General features: G+C 72.4%; 14 protein-coding genes. 11 read left to right on the top strand and 3 right to left on the bottom strand.

Translation table 11 applies throughout. The features are described from left to right. Positions 1-44: 44 nt before the first annotated feature. A complete protein-coding gene (locus V3N99_11295) occupies positions 45-902 on the bottom strand; it encodes a hypothetical protein (GenBank protein MEO3937330.1) in 858 nt (285 codons plus the stop codon). 327 nt (positions 903-1,229) lie between these two features. On the opposite strand from V3N99_11295, the gene V3N99_11290 reads away from it, so the two are divergent. From V3N99_11290 to rplI, 6 genes are all read left to right on the top strand, one after another. Continuing rightward, on the top strand, positions 1,230-3,458 hold the full coding sequence (locus V3N99_11290) for a transglycosylase domain-containing protein (GenBank protein MEO3937329.1): 2,229 nt from the start codon (positions 1,230-1,232) through the stop codon (positions 3,456-3,458). Between the two features lie 25 nt (positions 3,459-3,483). Further along, positions 3,484-4,965, top strand: coding sequence for a hypothetical protein (locus V3N99_11285; GenBank protein MEO3937328.1), 1,482 nt, complete (start codon positions 3,484-3,486; stop codon positions 4,963-4,965). A gap of 203 nt (positions 4,966-5,168) precedes the next feature. Further along, a complete protein-coding gene (rpsF, locus tag V3N99_11280; GenBank protein MEO3937327.1) occupies positions 5,169-5,456 on the top strand; it encodes a 30S ribosomal protein S6 in 288 nt (95 codons plus the stop codon). A gap of 31 nt (positions 5,457-5,487) precedes the next feature. Continuing rightward, complete coding sequence (locus tag V3N99_11275) at positions 5,488-6,126, top strand: single-stranded DNA-binding protein (GenBank protein ID MEO3937326.1); 639 nt, start codon at positions 5,488-5,490, stop codon at positions 6,124-6,126. Between the two features lie 145 nt (positions 6,127-6,271). Next, entirely contained in the window at positions 6,272-6,508 is a 237-nt protein-coding gene (gene rpsR / locus V3N99_11270) for a 30S ribosomal protein S18 (GenBank protein MEO3937325.1), read from the top strand. A gap of 26 nt (positions 6,509-6,534) precedes the next feature. After that, the gene (gene rplI / locus V3N99_11265) at positions 6,535-6,981 is read left to right on the top strand and encodes a 50S ribosomal protein L9 (GenBank protein ID MEO3937324.1); all 447 of its coding nucleotides are present in this window, start codon (positions 6,535-6,537) and stop codon (positions 6,979-6,981) included. Positions 6,982-7,162: 181 nt separating this feature from the next. On the opposite strand, the gene V3N99_11260 is transcribed toward rplI, so the two are convergent. Then, complete coding sequence (locus tag V3N99_11260) at positions 7,163-9,748, bottom strand: hypothetical protein (GenBank protein MEO3937323.1); 2,586 nt, start codon at positions 9,746-9,748, stop codon at positions 7,163-7,165. A gap of 196 nt (positions 9,749-9,944) precedes the next feature. On the opposite strand from V3N99_11260, the gene V3N99_11255 reads away from it, so the two are divergent. The 4 genes from V3N99_11255 to trpS all read left to right on the top strand — a co-directional run bounded on the left by V3N99_11255 (position 9,945) and on the right by trpS (position 16,372). Further along, complete coding sequence (locus V3N99_11255; protein MEO3937322.1) at positions 9,945-11,822, top strand: hypothetical protein; 1,878 nt, start codon at positions 9,945-9,947, stop codon at positions 11,820-11,822. Between the two features lie 58 nt (positions 11,823-11,880). Next, positions 11,881-12,774 carry an SMP-30/gluconolactonase/LRE family protein gene (locus tag V3N99_11250; protein ID MEO3937321.1) on the top strand — a complete coding sequence of 298 codons (894 nt, stop codon included), beginning with the start codon at positions 11,881-11,883 and terminating at the stop codon, positions 12,772-12,774. A 111-nt stretch (positions 12,775-12,885) separates the two neighbouring features. Next, a complete protein-coding gene (locus V3N99_11245; protein ID MEO3937320.1) occupies positions 12,886-14,733 on the top strand; it encodes a hypothetical protein in 1,848 nt (615 codons plus the stop codon). 484 nt (positions 14,734-15,217) lie between these two features. Further along, the gene (gene trpS, locus V3N99_11240; GenBank protein MEO3937319.1) at positions 15,218-16,372 is read left to right on the top strand and encodes a tryptophan--tRNA ligase; all 1,155 of its coding nucleotides are present in this window, start codon (positions 15,218-15,220) and stop codon (positions 16,370-16,372) included. An 835-nt stretch (positions 16,373-17,207) separates the two neighbouring features. On the opposite strand, the gene V3N99_11235 is transcribed toward trpS, so the two are convergent. Further along, positions 17,208-18,113, bottom strand: a complete 906-nt coding sequence (locus tag V3N99_11235) for a hypothetical protein (GenBank protein ID MEO3937318.1) — start codon at positions 18,111-18,113, stop codon at positions 17,208-17,210. A 197-nt stretch (positions 18,114-18,310) separates the two neighbouring features. Here V3N99_11235 and V3N99_11230 point away from each other — a divergent pair, with 197 nt between their 5' ends. Continuing rightward, on the top strand, positions 18,311-20,287 hold the full coding sequence (locus V3N99_11230; GenBank protein MEO3937317.1) for a glycosyltransferase: 1,977 nt from the start codon (positions 18,311-18,313) through the stop codon (positions 20,285-20,287). Positions 20,288-20,290 lie beyond the last annotated feature (3 nt).

The raw sequence follows: 20,290 nt of genomic DNA, 5'->3' as shown, positions 1-20,290 counted from the left end.
ACAAAGATGTATCTGCGCGATACATCGAGCCACCCCCGGCGTCATCAGCGGAAGGTGGCGGCCCCGCCGTAGAGGTAGACGACGGCGCCGTTGCCGCCCGTGCAGGTGACGGGCTGGTCGCCGGTGCACGCCATCGGATAGGCCTTGCCGGTCACCGGGCTGGTCGCCGAGACGGTGCGCGGCTGGCCGGGCCGGGGCGAGCCGGCGACGAAGGCCCGCTGCACCGCCAGCGCGAAGGGACAGCTGGTCTGGCTGGTGCCGGCCGCGGTCCGGCTCCACGCGCCGGTCCCGCTGGCCCCACAGGGACTGCCGGCCAGGGACACGGGCGGGTAGGCGGTCGTCGTGGGCGACGAGGTCGCCGTCGGTTTCGCCGAGGTCGTGGCCGTCCCGGGTGTCGCGCTCGCGGCGCCGGCCCCCGGCGGTGGGGTGGCCACCGCGGCGGTGGAGGGCCGGCTGGCGGAAGCGGCGGGCGCCGTGTCGCCCGGCTTGCGCAGCACCCCGAAGACGAGGACGGCGAGGCCGACCAGCACCACGACGGTGGCCGCGACGAGCCCGGCCAGCACCCGCACCGCGATCCGCGAGGGGCTCGGGCCCTCGTCGTCGACGGCCCCGAAGGTGCGCCGGATCGGCGCCTCGCTGGGCTCGGGCTCCTCGCGCCACTGCGCCAGCTCGGGGTCGCCCTGCAGCCGCCAGCGCCCGTATGCCGCCGGGTCGTCGAGCACGCCCGCGCCCAGCGGGCCTGTCGCGGGGCCTGGCACCGGGCCCGTCACCGGGGCCGGGACGGCGAGCGACTCGGTCGGCCCCGGGGTCCATCCGGCGCCGTCGGCCGGCACGACCCGCGTCGCGCGCGGAGTCGGGTCGTCGTCGTCGAGTGCACCCCGCTCGGCGGGGGTCAGCGGCACGGGCGCCTGCCACCCACAGGTGCCGCAGCGCTGCTCTCCCGCCCCGACCGGGGCACCGCAGCGATCACAGGAGGTGGGCAATGGGGGAGCTCCCTCTGGTCGGCTCCGGGGACGGGTGCGCCCGGGGAGGCCGCCCGTGTGTGGACCCCGCAGTCTGGCACGCTCCGGCGCGCGGGGCGCCCTGCCGGCTCGGAGAGAAATCACAGATTTCAGCCGCTCGTGTAGCCCGTCGCATACTTGACGGGCACGTATCGCCGGTCTCCCCGTCAGCGCCCGCTCTCATCCCCGGTCGCGCACCGGCCCGAGCGCACCGACGAAAGCAGGACCGTGAGCAGCCCGAAATCCGCCAAGAAGCCCGAGACCCCGGCCTCCCGCCGCCCCGCGGCCGCCCCGATGTCACGCCGTCGGCGGGTCTGGCGCTGGCTGCGCTGGCCGCTCTTCGCCTCTCTCAGCCTGTTCGCCGTGGCCTGCGTCGCCGTCGCGGTCGCCTACTCCCGTGTCGACATCCCGCAGCCCAACCAGCTGGCCAACGCGCAGGCGTCGATCCTCTACTACGACGACGGCAAGACCGAGCTGGCGCGGATCAGCGCCGCCGACGGCAACCGCGAGAGCGTGGCGCTGAAGGACGTGCCGGTGACGGTGCAGCACGCGGTGCTGGCGGCCGAGGACCGGTCCTTCTACTCCAACCCCGGTATCTCGATCACCGGCATCGGCCGCGCGGTGTGGGACGCCGTCCGGGGCCGCGAGGCGCAGAGCGGGGGCTCGACCATCACCCAGCAGTACGTCAAGAACTACTTCCTCACCCAGGACAAGACCCTGACCCGCAAGGGCAGGGAGATCATCATCGCGGTCAAGATCGACCGCACGACCTCGAAGGACCAGATCCTCGAGGACTACCTCAACACCATCTACTTCGGGCGCGGTGCCTACGGCATCAAGACCGCGGCGAAGGCCTACTTCGGCAAGGACCCGAGCAAGCTGACCGTGGCCGAGGGTGCCGTCCTCGCCTCGGTGCTCAACGCCCCGTCGCTCTACGACCCGGCCCTCGGCACGAAGCAGCAGCAACGGCTCTCCGACCGCGTCACCTACGTGCTCGACGGGATGGTGTCGCAGGGCTGGCTCTCGGCCGCCGACCGCGCCAAGATCACCGGTGTCCCCAAGACCGTCGCGCCGCCCACGCGCAAGGCGCTCTCGGGCACCAACGGCTACCTCGTGGCCACGGCCCGCGACGAGCTCACGTCAGTGCTCGACCTCAGCGTCGACGACATCGACCGCGGTGGGCTGCGGGTGACGACGACGATCAACAAGGCCGCGCAGGCTGCGGCGGTCGCGGCGGTCGCCGGTGAGATCCCCGCCTCGGCGACCGAGAAGGGCGTGAGTGCCGGTCTGGCTGCCGTCCGCCCCGGCGACGGCTCGATCGTGGCGATGTACGGCGGCTCCGACTACAGCAAGCGCCCGCTCAACTCCGCGACGCAGGCGAACCTGCTGGGCGGGTCGACGTTCAAGCCGTTCGGCCTGATCGCCGCTCTCGAGCAGGGCATCAGCACCAAGACCCGCTTCTCGGGCTCCACCCCGTACGCGGTGCCCGGCACCACCGAGACGGTGCCCAACGAGTTCAACGAGTCGTTCCCCCGGGTCACCCTGCGCTACGGCCTGGCCAAGTCGATCAACACGGTCTACATGCGGCTCAACGAGCAGATCGGGCCACAGAAGACGCTGGACGCCGCCGTCGCCGCCGGCATTCCCCTGAAGACCGTCGGTCTGGTCCCGGTCCCGTCCGACGTGCTCGGGGTCGCGGCACCGCACGTCCTCGACGTCGCCAACGCCTACGCGACGATCGCGGCGGCCGGCAAGCGCGCCACCCCCCACATCGTGGCCCGGGCCACGTCGCCCATCCTCGAGGTCGACTACACCGCCCCCAAGCCGACGGTCCAGGCCTTCTCGGCCGAGGTCGCGGCCGACACCCTCGACGCCATGCAGGCCGTCACCGAGCCCGGGGGCACCGGTGAGCGCGCCTCGTCCCTCGGACGCCCGGTGGCGGGGAAGACCGGCACCACCGACAGCCGCAAGTCGGCCTGGTGGACCGGCGTGGTGCCGCAGCTCTCGGTCTCGGTCGGCATGTACCGGGACGTCGGCGGCAAGCAGGACTCCCTCTCCGGCATCCCGGGACTCAACAGCGGCCTCGCGCTCAACGGCAACTCGGTTCCCCTGTCGATCTGGCTCGACTTCATGCGGGTCGCCACCCAGAACCTCCCGGTGCAGGGCTTCCCGGCCCGCGCCGGCATCGGAGACGACAAGATCGCGGTGGCGCCGACCCAGACCTTCACCCCGCCACCGGTCACGAGCTCGACGCCGCCGCCGACGACCTCCACCCCGCCGCCGACGACCACGACGTCGAGCCCGCCCCCGGCTCCGCCGTCGTCCACGACGACGACGCAGACCCGGACCCGCACCAGCCCGCCCACGCCCAAGCCCACGCCCAAGCCCACGCCGTCGACCGCGACGACGAGCACGGGACCGGGTGCCGCCGACCTTCCGGCCGCACCCGGTGGGTAGCCCTGACCGCGGCTAGGCTGCCGACGTGCCCACGCGCCCCCCGAGCCCCGACCTGGTGACGCGCCCCTCGGAGCAGGATCCCGTCGTCCACGCGGCCTCCGAGGTCGTCGGCGGACCCATCGGCCGGTATGCCGCGCCACTCGTCCACGGCGTCCGCCAGACCGCTGCCCTCCTCGCCGCAGCCGCCGCGCTGCCGATGGGGCTGGCCGTGGTGGAGCGGGCCCACTGCCTCGGCTCGGGCTGGTCGACGCCCGACCAGTTCTGGCACCTGTGCTTCTCCGACCTGCCCGCGACCTACAAGGACAGCGGGCTCAGCGTGGGGCTGGGTCCGTTCCTCACGGGCGGGTCCGGGGCGCCGTCGGTGGGGCAGCCACCGCTGACCGCGCTCGTGATGTCGGGCCTGGCTCAGCTGGTCCCCGACGGCACCAGCGCCCAGCGGATGCTGTGGTACTTCGGCCTGTGGGCAGCGCTCGCGGCCGTGCTCATCGCGGTCAGCGTCTGGTGGACCGCCATGTCGGTGCCGCGCTTCCCCCTGCGGGCGGCCCACCTGGCGCTGTCCCCGGTCGTGGTGCTCACCGTGGTGGTGGCTCCCGACGTGCTCGGTGTCGCCCTCGTGGCCGGGGGCCTGTGGGCGTGGGGGCGCAGCCGACTGGTGCTCGCCGGGGTGCTGCTGGGGCTCGCGGTCTCAGCCCGCACCTACCCGGTGCTGATCCTGCTCGCCATGCTCCTGGTCAGCCTCCGGGCGGGCCGCCTGCGGCCGTGGCTCCAGAGCGCCGGGGCGGTGCTCGCGACCGTGGTCGTCGTGGTCGGCGGCCTGCTCGTGCTCAACCCCGCGGCCGCGCTGGCCGCCTACCGGGGCTGGGCCGGTGCGGGCGCCGGGTTCGGCTCGCTCTGGGTGCTGCCGCAGCTCGCGGGCTATCCCCTTCCCCCCGGCGCGGTGACCACCTTCGCGGTGCTGGGGTGGGTGGCCGCGCTGGTCACCGGGGCGCTGCTCGCGCTCGCTGCGCCGCGGCGGCCCACCGTGGCCGAGGTCAGCCTCGTGATGGTGACCATCGTGCTGGTCACCGGCAAGTCGGTGCCGGTGCAGAGCTCGCTGTGGCTGGTGCCGCTCGTCGCCCTCGTGGGCCTCGCCTGGCGCGACCACCTCGTGTGGGCCGGGGCCGAGACCCTGCACTTCGTCGCGGTGTGGCTCTACGTCGCCGCCATCTCGGTCCCCGACCGCGGCCTGCCGGCAGGGTGGTACGCCTTCTTCCTCGGCCTGCGCCTGACCGGGATGCTGTGGCTGGTCAACCGCACCTGGCGGATCTCGCGCAGCCGCTGGCCCGACCTGCGCGAGGAGGCCGACGGCCTGCGTCGGTCGGCGGAGCAGCAGGGCTCGAGCCTCGACCCCGGGCTGCTGGCCGCCCTCCAGGCGGCCGACGAGCAGTCGGCCCTCCAGCTGGAGCCCGACGAGCTGGCCGGTCCGCTGCGCGGGGCCCGGGACCAGCTCATCGTCCGGGTCGGCTGACGGATTTCGGGCCGGAGCCCGGCCCCGGTAGTCTGGGCCGGTTCGCCGTGCCTTGCTCGCCCTCCACTCGCGTCACCTGTGGATGACGAGAGTCGCCTGTCGCCTCTGCGTGGCAGGCTCTGGGTCACGGCGGGCTACGCAACAGCAACCCTCCTGTCACGGAGAGACCGTGACCGCCAAGACCGAAGGAGGTGGGTCACCGCATGCGTCAGTACGAACTCATGGTCATCCTCGACCCCGAGCTGGACGAGCGCACCGTCGCCCCGTCCCTGGACAAGTTCCTCGCCGTCGTGACGAAGGACGGGGGCACCGTCGACAACATCGACATCTGGGGCCGCCGTCGTCTCGCCTACGAGATCAAGAAGAAGGCCGAGGGCATCTACGCCGTCGTCTCCATGTCGGCCGAGCCCGCCACGGCCCAGGAGCTGGACCGCCAGCTCGGGCTCAACGAGTCGGTTCTTCGCACCAAGCTCCTGCGCCCCGGCGCCTGAGCGAGCCACCTTCACGAGCGGATAAGGATCCATGGCAGGCGACACCGTCATCACGGTCATCGGCAACATCACCGGCGACCCCGAGCTGCGTTTCACGCCGTCCGGGGCAGCCGTCGCGAACTTCACCGTGGCCTCCACGCCACGCGCGTTCGATCGCCAGAGCAACGAGTGGAAGGACGGCGAGACGCTGTTCATGCGCTGCTCCGTCTGGCGTGACGCTGCCGAGAACGTCGCCGAGTCGATCCAGCGGGGCACCCGCGTCATCGTCTCCGGCCGACTGAAGTCACGCTCCTACGAGACCAAGGAAGGCGAGAAGCGCACCGTGGTCGAGATGGAGGTCGACGAGATCGGCCCCTCGCTGCGCTACGCCTCGGCGAAGGTCACCAAGACCCAGCGCAGTGGCGGTGGCGGCGGCGGAGGCTTCGGTGGTCAAGGCGGTGGCGGCGGTGGTGGCGGCTGGAGCGGAGGCTCCGGTGGCGGCAACGGCAGCCCGGCCGAAGACCCCTGGGCCACCGGTCCGAGCTCAGGCTCTGGTGGCGGAAGCCCCCAGGGTGGCAGCTGGGGCGGTGGGGCACAGCCGGCTCCCGCTGGCGGTCAGGGCAGCCCTCGCGAGGGTGGCCAGGGCGGCTGGGGTGGCGGCGCGCCGAGCTATGACGAGCCCCCCTTCTGATCGACGGTCGCCGTTGATCCTGCTTTTCCCTCACGCCTGAGGTGACCTGCCGTGAGGCAGGCGCTGCACGGCCTCCTGCAAGACCAGCACCACCCCATCCCGGGGCACCCCCCCGGGCTCTCACGACACGAAGGAGAGCACCACGATGGCCAAGCCCGTTGTGCGTAAGCCCAAGAAGAAGGCGAACCCCCTCAAGGCCGCCAAGGTCGAGAACATCGACTACAAGGACACCGCGCTGCTGCGCAAGTTCATCTCCGACCGGGGCAAGATCCGGGCGCGCCGCGTCACGGGTGTCTCTGTCCAGGAGCAGCGCCTCATCGCCACGGCCGTCAAGAACGCCCGTGAGATGGCCCTGCTGCCCTACTCGAGCTCAGCTCGCTGAGACCCGAGCAGAGATAAGGACACACCATGAAGCTCATCCTCACCCACGAGGTCTCCGGCCTCGGTGCCGCCGGTGACGTCATCGACGTCAAGGACGGCTACGCCCGCAACTACCTCATGCCCCGCGGCTTCGCCACGCCGTGGACCAAGGGTGGTCAGAAGCAGGTCGACGCCATCATCAAGGCGCGCTCGACCCGCGCGATCCACGACCTCGACGCCGCGAAGCAGCTCAAGGGCCGCCTCGAGGCCAAGCCGGTCACGGTGACGGCCAAGGCCGGCACCGGTGGTCGCCTCTTCGGCGCCGTCAGTGGTGGCGACGTCGCCGCCGCGGTCAAGGCCGGCGGCGGTCCCGAGCTCGACAAGCGCAAGATCGAGGTGCTCGGTCACGTCAAGACGACCGGCACCTACCAGGCCACGGTCCGCCTCCACGCGGAGGTCTCCGCGACCGTCAACCTCGAGGTCGTCGGCGCCTGACGCCTGCACCACGAGCAGCACGACGCACGACGCCCCACCCGGTCACCGGGTGGGGCGTCGTCGTGTGTGCGGGCCGAGCCAGGCGTCCCACCGCGTTCCGGACCAGGGAAACCCGTGGTTCTGAGGGTCGGCCGCATCCCGAACAACGGGTTTCCCTAGTTTGGAACGCAAGGTCAGGGGCCTACCTCACCTGCGGCACCCACGCGGCGCCCGGGGCAGCGACGCACGTGACGACGCAGGGACTGCGCAGCAGCACGTCGGCTGAGAGCGCCCGACCGCCGGAGCGGACGGCATACGGGCTCACGAGCAGGCACCCGCCCGACCAGCACCCGACCTGGGCGGCCCCGCCCCCGCCCTCGACGTAGTCGGGGGGTGTCGGTGCGGCGCCGACGGTCCACGCGCCGGCCGTCAGGTCGAGGACGACCCCGCGGTCGTCCACCACACCCGACAGCATCGGGGCAGCGCCGGTGCACCAGTCCCTCGGGCAGGCCAGCGAGCCGAGGACGCCCGGCCGCGGTGCGTGGGTGGTCGCGAACGTGACGGGACCGCCACCGGGCACGGCTCCCAGCGACTGAGCGGCGGTGGCGCTGGCCCAGCAGCCGGTGCCGAGGCGCTGGCACGCCAGCTCACCACCGGTGAAGCCCGCCTCGGAGACGGTCGTGGCGCTCCAGGTGCCACCCGAGCGGACCGCGGTGTAGCGGGTGGTTCCGGTGCCAGGGCTGCCCGCGAGGGTGCCGGTGAGCGTGTAGTCGCCCTCGCCCCCGGCAGCCACCCGCACGGCACTGGTCGCGCCCGTCGAGCCGGGGACCGACAGCGTCTGCGTCGTCCAGACCGTGCCGTCCCAGGTGGCCACCAGGCTGGTGCCCACCGAAGCGTCGGTCGTCGACCCGACGGCCACGCACGAGGAATCGGAGGCGCAGTCGACGTCGCCGAGCGAGCCGGGCCCCGCGGTGGTCACGGGGAGCGACTGCCACCCGCCGGGCCCCCGCTGCGCGACGTAGGGGTGGGCGGTCGACGAGCCGGTCGCGTGGGCGCTGCCGCTCGCCACGCAGGTGGTGCCCCCGGGAGCGCACGCCACGGCCGTCACGTCGGGGATGCGGCCCTCCGCATCCACGGGGGGCGCCTCGACGACCCACGCACCGTCGGCCCCGCTGCTGGCGACCTCCGAGGTCGTGCCGACGGCCACGGTCGCGACACAGAGCCCGCTGTCCGAGCAGGCGGTGGCGCCACCGGGGTCGGGCTGAGGAGTGAGGGCCACGGTGGGGCCCCAGGTCGTCCCGTCCCACCGGCGCACCTGCGTCGAGAGCACGCCGTTGCCCCCCTGGGAGGTGCTGAGCACGGCGCACGTGGGGCCGTCGGCGCAGGAGACGTCGACGACGCCGGAGCTCGGCCCGGCCCCGAGGTCTGATCCGGGCACCTGCTCCGACGACCATCCGGGCGCGTCCACGATCGTGGCGCCCAGCACGATCCCCTCGAGGTCGACCACGACGTGGGTCGAGCCGCCCGAGCCGTTGCGGAGCGAGATCGTGCCGTCGGCGCCGACCGGCACGATGACCGCGGCCGAGACGGTCTGGCCGGCGAGCCAGTTGATCGCCGAGGTGTGGGGGTCTGCGGTGCCGCTGGCCCAGGCAGTGAGGTAGCCGGCCGCGGTCGGCGCGGTCACGGTGACGTCGACCACCACGGCACTGATGTCCCCCGGCAGCAGGGGCTGGGTGGGCAGGCCGGAGGGGACGGCGAGGGTCGCGAGACCCGCGAGCGGTCCTGCGCCGAGACGGGTGTCGACCAGACGGTAGGGCCGGTCCCGCGTGCTCGTCGCCCCGGCCTGCGCGAGGGGTCCGTCGGTCATGAAGCCGACGAGGTCGGCGACCAGGTGCGCCGTGCCGCCGGGCACCGTCACCTGCAGGGCGACCGTGCCGTCGGGGTCGACGGGGGCGAGCACGAGGTTGGCGACCGTCTGGCCCGTGCGCCAGTTGAGGGCCGAGCCGCCGTACGGCAGCGCCAGCGGGCCACCGACGGTGACGTAGCCGCCTCTGCTGGGCGCGGTGACGGTCAGGTTGAGCACGACCGCTCGCGCTCCGGCCGCGGCCTGGCCCCGCGTCCCCACGGGCACGTGCACCGAGGCCAGGTTGGCGAGGGGACTCGCGCTGGGCACCCCGACGAAACGTCGGGTGTCGAGGACCCGGGTCGCTGTCGTCGGCGAGAAGGCGCCCGCGACGCTCGGCTTGCCGCTGCGGTAGTAGCCCGTGACGTCGACGACGACGTGGGTGGCCCCGGTCGAGCCGTTGCGCACGACGAAGCGGCCGTCGAGCGAGACCGGCACCACCGCGCCGTTGCCGACGGTCTGACCCGCATCCCAGCTGAGGTTGCTCGTGCCGGGGTTGCCCGCACCGTCGGCGTATGCGGTGAGGTAGCCCGCGGCGCTGCTCTGCGTCACGGTGACGGTCACGGCCAGCGCCCCGATGCCCGACGCGGGCAGGTCGGCGGTGCGTGCGGCCGCGGTCACGACGACGGAGGCACCGCCGCCGACCGGGGCCGTGCCGTTGGTGCCGGTGGCCCGGCGCGTGTCGAGCAGCCGGTAGGGCGTGATGGGCACGTAGGTGCCGGCGCTGTCGGTCCCGGGCGCGCCCGCAGAGACCGCCGAGACCGCCGGCGTGGTCGTCACCGACGCGGCGACCGACGCTGATGCCGGGCCGGTCACTCCACCGACCACGAGGGCGAGCACGGCCACGGCCGCTAGGAGGTTGACCCGACGTGTGGCAGCAACCACCGTGACCTTCTCTCTGATGGGTGACGGCAGGCCGTCACGGGCCGGTCACCCTCGATGGCGGCGGCCCTCCGATTATGGGTCAATCCCGGCACGGATCGCGCCGTGTGGACCGTCCGTCACCGGGGCGCGTGCGTCCGGGGGCGGATTCCTCGCAAAGCACCGGTCGCGGTCGCCTCCGCCCCGCATCATGGGAGGCGTGTGCGACCACGACGACTGCCCTGACATCGACCTGCTGACGCTCGGCCTGAGCGATGCCGAGATCTCGGCCGCCCGGTCGGTCGGTGGCCCCTTCTCGCGGCGCCAGCTCCTGGGCGCCGGCTCGGCCGCCGCGGCGCTCGCGTGGTTCGGCTCCCGCGCCCTGCCCCGCGCGGCGGCCGCCACCACCGCGTCGACGCCCGCCGCCGGTGGTGGTCTCGTGCTGCCCGACGGCACCCGCAGCTGGCGGCACGCGATGCACGTGCACTCGTCGGCGTCGGAGGGCCCCGGCTCGTTCTCCAACCAGGCCTCCCTCGCCGACTCTGCCGGGTGCGACTGGATCTGGGCCACCGAGCACGACTGGCGGATGTTCGCCGTCCCCGGCGACGCGCGGGTCTCGCGCGGATACACCTTCACCTCGCTGGTCTCCGGCGGCTGGCGCTGGAAGCCGGTGGGCTCCGGCTCGGCGAGCAGCTCGCGCGCCGAGGTGACGCCGTATGCCGGTGGCTCGGCGCTCGCGCTCGAGGTGGCGAGCACCGGAACGGCGAGCACGGGCGTCAAGGCGACGACCGCGACGCACCTCTTCGAGGGCTCGGTGATCGGTCGGCAGGTGCTCGCGCCCGCCACGGTGACCACCCTGTCGGGCGCCGCGTGGTTCGAGGTCGTGCTCCAGCTGAGCAACCAGGGCACCCGCCCGCTGCGGCTGGTCTACCGCTACGGCGCCACCCCCGCCAAGCGCGTGAAGCAGAACGCCGTGACCGGCTACGTCTACGTCCCGGTCGGTGTCGGCGACACGATCGCTGCGCCGGTGACCCCGCTCGACGACATCCGCTACTTCTTCTCGGACGTGTGCGTGCCCGAGGACAACTCGATCCTCGCGATCCAGCTGCAGGTCACCTCGTCAGGCGGGTCGGTCGGCGTCCGGCTGCCGCGCCTCGACCTGCCCCGCACGGTCACGGGCCAGGCCGCCTTCGACGCCGTCGTCTCGATGTACGACCAGGTCATGCTCGCCCACCCCACCCTCGGCCGGCGACTCGGCGTCGAGGTCTCGGGCACCGACAAGCACCACCTCGGGTGGTACGGCGACGACGCCACCAACCTGCCCTTCACCGAGACCACCAACAGCCTCGAGGCCGCGGTCGCGCAGATCCGCGCCGGCGGGAGCATCGCGAGCTTCAACCACCCCTACGGCGTCTCCACCTCCACAGGGGTGCGCGACCCCGCCAAGATCCTCAAGGCCTACAAGGCGATCGGGCCGGTGGCGGCCTACGGCGCGGACGTCATCGAGCTCGGCTACGACCAGCGCGGGGGGATGACCACGGAGGACCACCTGGCCCTCGGTGACCTGCTGTGGTGCGACGGCCTGGTCATCACCGCCAACGGCGTGAGCGACGACCACAACGGCAACACCTGGAAGGAGACCTTCCTGACCCAGCTGTGGGGCGACGGCACGCAGACCGGCGAGCTCGACGCGCTGCGCTCGGGCCGGGTCACGGTGAGCCGGGTGGGCTGGGGGAGCGACCTGTGGCTGACCCTCGACGGCCGCCCGATGGGGTCGGTCCCCTCGACGCAGCAGCCCGGGCCCGCCGAGCTGGCGATCACCGTCACCGACCTGCCGGGCACCGCGTCGATCCAGGTCGTCCGCGGCGACATCCAGGTGCTCGGCCGCAAGCGCACGTCGGCCGCGCTGACGGTGACCACCATCCCCGCCTCGGCCGTGGTCGGCGGGGTCGCGCGGATGACAGTCAGCGGTGGCAACGCGTTCTACCGGGCGGCCGTGCTCGACAGCAAGGGCTCGATCCGCCAGTTCACCAACCCGGTGTGGTCGGGGCTGCCGAGCCTGGCCGCCGTCGGTGGGAGCAGGCTCGTCACGGTGTGACGGCGGCTCGCCCGGGCCCGGCTATCCGCAGGGCTGTCCTACGGCATACGGTCGGGGTATGGCCGACGACGTCCGCACGATCCTGACCGACCTCTCCTACACCGAGTGCCCGCGCTGGCACGAGGGGAGGCTCTGGTTCGCCGACTTCTACACGTATGCCGTCTACTCGGCGGCCGCCGACGGCAGCGACCGGCGGGTGGAGGCGCAGGTGCCGAACCAGCCGTCGGGGATCGGGTGGCTGCCCGACGGCCGGCTGCTCGTGGTGTCGATGCGCGACGCGAAGCTGCTGGTGCGCGAGGCGGACGGCAGCATGGTCGAGCACGCCGACCTCGCGCCCTTCGTCACCGGGCACCCCAACGACATGGTCGTCGACGACCGGGGTCGCGCCTTCGTCGGCAGCTTCGGCTTCGACCTGATGGCCGGGGCCGACATCGCCCCGACCGGCCTGCTGCGGGTCGACCCGGACGGCACGGTGACCCAGGTCGCTGACGACCTGTGGTTCCCCAACGGGTCGGTCATCACCCCGGACGGGACGCTGCTGGTCGACGAGACCTTCGGCAACCGCATCACCGCGTTCGACATCGGGGTCGACGGCTCGCTCGTCAACCGGCGGGTCTGGGCGCAGTTCGGTGAGATCCCGAGCAGTCGGGACATCGCCGAGGCGCTGCCGCACCTCGTCGTCGCGCCCGACGGCTGCGGTCTCGACGACGAGGGCTGCCTGTGGGTCGCCGACGCCGTGCACGGCCGGGTGATCCGGGTGCGTGAGGGCGGCGAGATCCTCGACGAGGTCGTGCCGGGCACGGGGGTCTTCGCCTGCATGCTCGGCGGCGACGACGGCCACACGCTCTTCATGTCGTGCGCGCCCGACTTCGACGAGCACGCCCGCAGCGCAGTGCGGGAGGCCGAGATCCGGGTGGTGACGGTCGCGGCCCGGCACGGCGGGACGCCCTGAGGCGGTCCCCGTCCGGCGCTGACCCCACCGTCATCCACCCTCGTCGCCCCGCCCCGTGCTGGCTGCCCCGCTCGGTGCCCACGGGGGCTGAGCAGTCGGCATACTCGTGACGTGTGCGACGACGAGACCTGCCAGCCGACCATCGACCTGGGGGCACTGGGCCTGCACCGTGAGGCGCAGCTGGCTGCGACGGTCAGCGACCCCTTCTCCCGCCGCACCGTGCTGCGCGTCGGGTCCGTCGCCGCGGCTCTCGCCGTGCTCGCGAGGGGGACCACCCGCCCGGCCGAAGCGGCGAGTGCACCGGCCGGCCGGCGCGGGCTCACCCTGCCGGACGGCGCACGCAGCAGTCGTCACGCGATGCACGTCCACTCCGTCGGCTCCGAGAAGAGCGGCTCCGTCTCGGCGCAGGTGGGGCTCGCCGAGCAGGCGGCGTGCGACTACCTGTGGATGACCGAGCACGACTGGCGGCTCTTCGCCCTGCCGGACGAGCGCAGCCCGCGGGAGTACGTCTTCACCAGCCTGACCTCGCTGGGCTGGGACTGGAAGCCGGTGCGGCTCGGCAAGGCCTCCGTGTCGCGAGCCGGGGTGAGCACCACGGGGGGTTCGACCTCGTTGTTCCTCGAGGTGGCCTCGTCCGGCGCGGCGACCGTGGGGGTGGACGCCACCACCGTGCAGAACGTCCTCGAGGGCTTCGTGGTCGGCCGCGAGGTGGTGCTGCCCCTGCAGGTCGAGAAGCTGTCGGGCACCGGCTACGTCGAGCTGGTCGTCTCCCTCAGCGTGCACGGCGGCAACCAGATCTTCCTCGTCTACCGCTTCGGCACCCACGCCGACGGACGCGTGCGGGCCACGCCCACGGTCGGTCACGTCTACCGTCGGGTCGCGGCGGGCGACAGCCTCGAGGTGACGCTCACCCCCCTCGACGACATCGAGGCGCTGTTCGGCGGCGAGCTCCCTGCGGCTGACAACTCGATCACCGGCCTGACCCTGCAGGTCACGGCCGAGCAGGGAGCGGTGCGCGTGCGAGTGCCGCGGATCGGCCTGCCCCGCCTGGTGACGGGGGTGGATGCGCTCAGTGCCCTCGTCTCGGTCTACGACCAGGTGTTCGCCACCAGCCGGGTCACCCGACGGCACGGGATCGAGGTCTCCGGGGCGGGTGACCACCACATCGGCTGGCTCGGGCCGGACGCGACCAACCTCCCCGAGCCCGGGCTCGCGGCCGCAGTCGCCCGGATCCACACCGGGCCGGGCATCGCCAGCTACAACCACCCCTTCGGGACGGTGCCGAAGCCGCGCACCGACGCCCGCTTCCTCAACATCGTCGCCAGCCTCGCCAGGAGCCGTGTCTACGGCGCCGACGTGCTCGAGCTCGGCTACGTCGAGCGAGGGGGGATGTCGCTCGACGACCACCTGCTGCTCGGTGACCTGCTGTGGAATCGCGGCTTGGTCTTCACCGCCAACGGCGTCAGCGACGACCACGGCGGCAAGACCTGGGCCGACACCTTCCTCACGCACCTGTGGGGGAGCCGCACGCAGTCCTCCGACCTCGCCGCGCTGCGCAGCGGGCGGGCGACCGTGACGCTGCTGTCCTGTGTGGGTGACCTCGCCGTCACCCTCGACGGACGACCGATGGGGTCGGTCCCGTCGACGAGCGTGCAGCGACCGGGCGAGCTGACGATCTACACCGCCGGTCTGCCGATCGGGACCACGCTCGAGGTGGTGAGCGGGCTGACCACCGTGACCGGTGGCTACGACCTCACCGCGCGCACCACCACGACCACCGGCGTGCAGGCCCCGCCGACCGGTACGGGGACGGTCTCCGTCGTCGTGCCCGGTGGTGACCGCTACCACCGGGTCGTGGCCCGCGACGGCGCGGGCACGATCATCGCCTTCACCAACCCGGTCTGGTCAGGGGTGCCCGACCCGACGAGCGTCGACCCCAGCCGTCTGGTGACGGTCTGACGCGGCCGCTGAGGTCGATGGGGGCCGGCTGGGCCCCGATGGGGCCCGGATGCGTCCGGGGAGCCGGTGGGGGCAGCTCGACCCGGACGCGTCCGGATGGGGAGGTACGACGTCCCGCTCCGCGCTGTGTCAGCGGCCCCACCGTCATGGTCCCTCCTGGCCGTGGCCGTGTGGTGTCCGTTGCGGTGGCCGCCATCCGTTCGTGGGTCTCCGTGGCTCTTCGGCCATGTTTTCGCCGTTCTGCTCAGATCCCGGCCGGGGGCGGGCCCGCCGGATGGGCCCGCCGGACCGGCCCGCAGGGTGGAGTAGCATCGCGGACGTGACCACGACCTGCCTCCCGACGCGGCCCCCCGCGACCAGGAGCTGGTGGCCGCCCTGACGGGCGGCCTACCCACGAGCACGACCACGAAGCCGCCCCGCGAGGGCGGCTTCTGCGTGTCTGCGCAGGGTCCCCCTCCGGGGCCCGACCCCGACGGAGCACGTCATGAGAGCCACCGCGACGACCACCACCGAGAGGACCGACGTGACCAGCGACGTCACCGCCGCCCCCACCGCGCAGGAGGCACCCCGCACCCGGGAGTCGGCGCCGCGCAAGCGGATGCTGACCGGCGACCGCCCGACGGGCAAGCTGCACCTCGGCCACTACGTCGGCAGCATCGAGAACCGGATCCGGCTGCAGAGCGAGTACGACGCGTTCTTCATCATCGCCGACCTGCACATGCTGACCACCAAGAACACCCGGGCCGACATCGACCAGGTGAGCAAGAACGCCCGGGACATGGTGCTCGACCAGCTCGCCGCGGGCATCGACCCGGCCCAGGCGACCTTCTACCTGCAGTCGGCCGTGCCCGAGGTGATGGAGCTCAACACGCTCTTCCAGAACCTCGTGACGGTGCCGCGGCTCGAGCGGGTGCCGAGCCTCAAGGACATGGCCCGCGCGGCGGGCAAGGACGAGATGCCCTACGGCCTGCTCGGCTACCCCGTGCTGCAGGCGGCCGACATCCTCTGCGTGAAGGGCAACGTCGTGCCCGTCGGCAAGGACAACCACGCCCATGTCGAGGTGACGCGTGAGATCGCCCGCCGCTTCAACCACCTGTATGGCGACGTCTTCCCCATCCCCGAGCTCGTGGTCTCCGAGATCACCACCCTGATCGGCACCGACGGCCAGGCCAAGATGAGCAAGTCGCTCGGCAACGGCATCATGCTCGACGACGACCCGGCCACCGTGCGCAAGAAGGTGACCGGGATGTATACCGACCCCAACCGGGTGCGCGCCGACATCCCCGGCACGGTCGAGGGCAACCCGGTCTTCATCTACCACCGCGCCTTCAACGACGACCAGGCGCAGGTCGACGACTTCGAGACGCGCTACCGCGCCGGCCGGGTCGGCGACGTCGAGGTCAAGGGGGCGCTCGCCGAGGCGATCAACCGCTATCTCGACCCGATGCGCGAGCGGCGGGCGCCCTACGAGGCGCAGCCAGGTCTCGTGGACGAGATCATCGTCGAGGGCACCGAGCGCACGCGCGCTGAGGTGCGCGTAGTGGTCGCCGAGGTCAAGAAGGCGATGGGGATCACCGGCGCCTACAACCAGCTGCGACGCAAGGCCGAGCAGGCGAGGAAGAAGCGCGGCGACGCCTGAGCCGTATGCCGGTGGCCTCCCCCTCGGCGATCTGAGTGTGACGTCTCGGCGGTGCTGGGGAAGCCGGCGCTGCCGAGCCCGAAGGTCACGAGCGGCCGGAGGCGAAGCCGAGGCAGGTGCGGCGGTCGCCGTCCGCGCACCAGGCCCCCGGTTGCCGGCGCATTCGCGGCCACCGCGCCTCGCGGCCTCCTGGAGGTCGCCGGGACGCGTGCGTCATTGGTCGGAACGAGCTCGGCCCGCGAGGTGTTGCAGGACGAGTGGATCGCAGGTGGTGAAGCGCTCGACCTCTTCCCCGCCATCGCACCGACACAGGCAGATTGTCACCCGGCCGCGAGTCCGCGAGACGGCCTTCCAGAGCCCGCCGGCATGCTCCCACCGCGTCAGCCGCTGTAGGTCCTCGGAGTCGTCCGCAGCGGCAACTGGACAGGTCACGGCACCGGTGTGACGACCGTGAGCAGCGTCACCGCGTCCTCGAGCGCGACCAACTCGTGCCTCGCGTCCGGGATAGCTTTGTGCTCGTCGACCCCGCCCTCCATAGCCACACCTCCTCCCGCGACCGTACCCGGCCACGGCTCACAGGGCTCCCCCGCCGCTCTACGAGGGGATCCCCACCCCTGAGAGCATTCGCCGAGTCACGCAGACGGTGACTTCACCCCCTACCGCCGCCGAGCCCGGACGCTCTCTTCTGCGCGCACGGGGCGCTCGGCGTGCCATCGCCAGCACGCGGCGGTGAGACGCAGCCGCTTGCGCGGCGAGAGGACACAAGTTCCCGCACCCGGGTCGAGGCGGAATCGACATGATCGGTGGGTGACGGTTGGGGCCCGCCTAGGACCTGTCAGCCCGCGGCCCGCTTGAGGATGTCGGGCGGGAACGCGCCGGCCTCGATGCAGCGGGTCGACCACTGCTCGAGCTGTGCGCACACCTGGTTGACCCTGTCGCCCAGCGCATCGACGATCGAGTGCTCCTGCGCGTCGGTGTCGGCCTCGATCGAGGCTCGCAGCGCCCGCCCGCTCTCGGTGAGCTGGTCGCCGTTGATGCAGCCGCGTGCCGTGAGCCCCTCGATGGCCGCCTGCATGGCCTCGGGCGACCAGCCGCGGGTGGCGGTGTAGGACAACAGTGGCATGCCGACCCACAGCTCGGTGAGGACGTTCATCTCGACCGGGCCGAGGCAGGCGCGGTTAGCGGCCGCAACATGGCTGTCGCCCCGGTGCTCGCGGACCAGGTCGCAGGCCCACCACAACCGGTGCACCGGGTCGCTGGGTCGACCACGCTGGAGCAGGCCGCTGAACAAAGGCCGGCCGGCGCCCTCGGCGCTCTCTGCGGCCGCCGCCAGCAGGTCGGCCTCCTGAGAGGGGTCATCGACACCCAACGCGGCGCGCAGGCTCGCGACGGTTGCCTCGTCGCGGATCGAGACCAGCTCGGCGTGGGGCAGGGCGGCGGCTGCTGCGTCATACAGCGTCGCGACCAAGGTTGGCTCGAACCACGCGAAGGCGCTGGCAACCACAGCGCCGTTCGGCTGGCCCAACGAGGTCGCGCGTCCACCGACGTAGCTGCTCATGAAGTCGAGTCCGTGCGCGGCCAGCGCGGCGTTGGTGCCGGCGCTCCACACGGCGTGCATGGCCACCGGCTCGCACGCGTCACGCAACCGCCGGGCTGGGCCGCCCCCCGAGACGACTTCAGGAACGGGGATGCCTGCCGGCCGCGGGAGGAAAGCCGTGGCAATGACGTCGCTGTAGTCCATGTCGCACTGTCTCAGAGTGGCGTCGACGCTGCCACCACAATGACCACGTCGGCAGTGCCAGACGTTGATCATGGCCAATCGGCGCCACATCCCTATCCGGGGATCACGCGTCGGGCGGGCGGCGACAGGACGCCCGACATGGATCCCAGCCCACGAGAACTTCTGCAAATTGCCGGGGCGTGGCCGATTACCGCGTCATGACCTTCACCACCCCAGCGCGGTCTGTTGTGCTCACCTCGGTATCCGTGTCGCACCAGGTCGGTCGGGCCTCGGGCCCCCGGTTGGAGCTGGCGCGCCCGGTCTCCGACACGGTTCCCACGCCGGAGTCCCACGGGCGGCGCCTGGCCGTCCGCACGGTGGCCTGTGCCGCCATCGCCGTGTCAGTCCTCTACCTGACCTGGCGTGTCCTGGCCACCATGGCCGGTGCCACCTGGTATCTGGCCGTGCCGCTCCTGGTGCTGGAGGTGCACGCCTTCCTCAGCCTGGTCCTCTTCACCCATGACCTGTGGGACGTCGACGCCCGTCCCGACCTGGGCAACATCCCCCGGGAGCACCAGCGGGACGCCTCCGACCTGCGGGTCGCGCTGCTCATCCCGACCTACAACGAGCCCCGCTCCATCCTTCTGCCCACCATTGCCGCGGCGGTGGCCACCCGGCACCCGCACGAGACGTGGGTCCTGGACGACGGGGACCGCCCTTGGCTACGGGACCTGGCCGCTGAGCTCGGCGCCCGGTACCGCTGCCGCCACCACGGCGCGCACGCCAAGGCCGGCAACCTCAACGAGGCCCTCGACGAGGTGCGCGCCGACCTGGTCGCGGTCGTCGACGCCGACCACGTGGTCACCGACCGCTTCCTGGAGGCCCTGGTGCCCTACTTTGCCGACAGCCGCACGGCAATCGTCCAGACGCCGCAGGAGTTTTACAACGACTCGTCCTTCGAGCATGTCCGTAAGCCCGACGGCGGCCTGTTCCAGGACCAGGAGATGTTCTACCGGGCGATCCTGGCCGGCCGGAACCGCTGGCAGGCCGCGTTCTGGTGCGGCACGGGCGCCATCGTCCGGGTGGAGGCGCTTCGATCCGTCGGCGGCGTCGCCACCGACAGCGTCACCGAGGACATCCAGACCACATTGCGGCTGCACCGGCACGGGTGGCGGAGCGTGCACCATAACGAGGTCCTGGCCCGCGGCCTGGCCGCCGACGGCCCCGAGGCCTTCTTCATCCAACGACGCCGTTGGGGGGCGGGCGCCATGCAGGTGCTGCGGCGCGACAACCCCTTGACCGGCCCGGGGCTGTCCCTGCACCAGCGCGTGTCCTTCTTGTCCACCCTGTTGGGCTGGTTCGACTCCTGGCGCACAGTCGGCATGGTGGTCCTGCCCATCGCCACCGTGATCTCCGGCGGCACGCCCATCGCCGCCAACTGGCGGGCCTTCCTGGTGGCGTTCGGCGGCGCGTTCTTCGCCCAACGCCTGGCCCTGACCGCCCTCAGCCGGGGCCGTGCACCGCAACTGCAAGCGATCTTCTTCGAGTTCGTGCGGCTGCCCGCCACCTTGGCCGCCACGATGTCCCTGTTCACGCGGGGGCCGGCCGGGTTCGCCGTGACGCCCAAGGGCGCGCGCGACGACCGTCGGCGGGCCGGTACGCCGGTGACCCTGACCGCGCTGATCACCCTGAGCGCGATCGGCCTTCTCTGGTACCTCCTGATCCTGAAGGGCTGGGTGCCGCTGCATCGCCCCGCCGGCTGGGTCGAGCACGCGGCCGCCGTCTGGCTCGTGATCAACGCCGCATTCCTGGTGGCCGCCCGGCGCCGGATCACCCGGATGGACTTCGCGAGCAACCGCCGCTCCGCGTGGCGCTTCCCTACCGAGGACCTACAGGTCGCGGTGAGCGTCGGTGGAGAGCAGGTCACCGCGACCCTGCTCGACCTGTCCATCACCGGGGCGTGCCTACGCTTTCGTCCAGAAGACGCCCGGCGCCTTGACGAGGGCGGCACGGTGGTCCTGGACCTACCCGTGCGCGACCAACGCGGTGACACTCTCCTGCCCGCCAGCGGAACGATGCGGACCCTGACCCTCGAGCCGGACGACCAGGTCGTAGCCGGCGTCCTGCTTACCTTGAACAGCCCCGACCAGGCACGCCTGTCCCTGGCGCTCTACCAGACGGTGGACCACCGCTAGTGT

It is taken from the genome of Dermatophilaceae bacterium Soc4.6 (assembly GCA_039889245.1).
Classification (GTDB): Bacteria; Actinomycetota; Actinomycetes; order Actinomycetales; family Dermatophilaceae; genus Lapillicoccus.
The sequence above is the reverse complement of the archived record's forward strand: the minus strand, read 5'-3'. Positions and strand labels throughout refer to the sequence as shown.

Bases quoted from the DNA above. Each gene is read 5' to 3' on its own strand.
- V3N99_11250 (MEO3937321.1), top strand. From the start codon at position 11,881: ATGGCCGACGACGTCCGCACGATCCTGACCGACCTCTCCTACACCGAG.
- V3N99_11275 (MEO3937326.1), top strand. From the start codon at position 5,488: ATGGCAGGCGACACCGTCATCACGGTCATCGGCAACATCACCGGCGAC.
- rplI (MEO3937324.1), top strand. From the start codon at position 6,535: ATGAAGCTCATCCTCACCCACGAGGTCTCCGGCCTCGGTGCCGCCGGT.
- trpS (MEO3937319.1), top strand. From the start codon at position 15,218: ATGAGAGCCACCGCGACGACCACCACCGAGAGGACCGACGTGACCAGC.
- V3N99_11230 (MEO3937317.1), top strand. From the start codon at position 18,311: ATGACCTTCACCACCCCAGCGCGGTCTGTTGTGCTCACCTCGGTATCC.
- rpsR (MEO3937325.1), top strand. From the start codon at position 6,272: ATGGCCAAGCCCGTTGTGCGTAAGCCCAAGAAGAAGGCGAACCCCCTC.
- rpsF (MEO3937327.1), top strand. From the start codon at position 5,169: ATGCGTCAGTACGAACTCATGGTCATCCTCGACCCCGAGCTGGACGAG.
- V3N99_11235 (MEO3937318.1), bottom strand. From the start codon at position 18,113: ATGGACTACAGCGACGTCATTGCCACGGCTTTCCTCCCGCGGCCGGCA.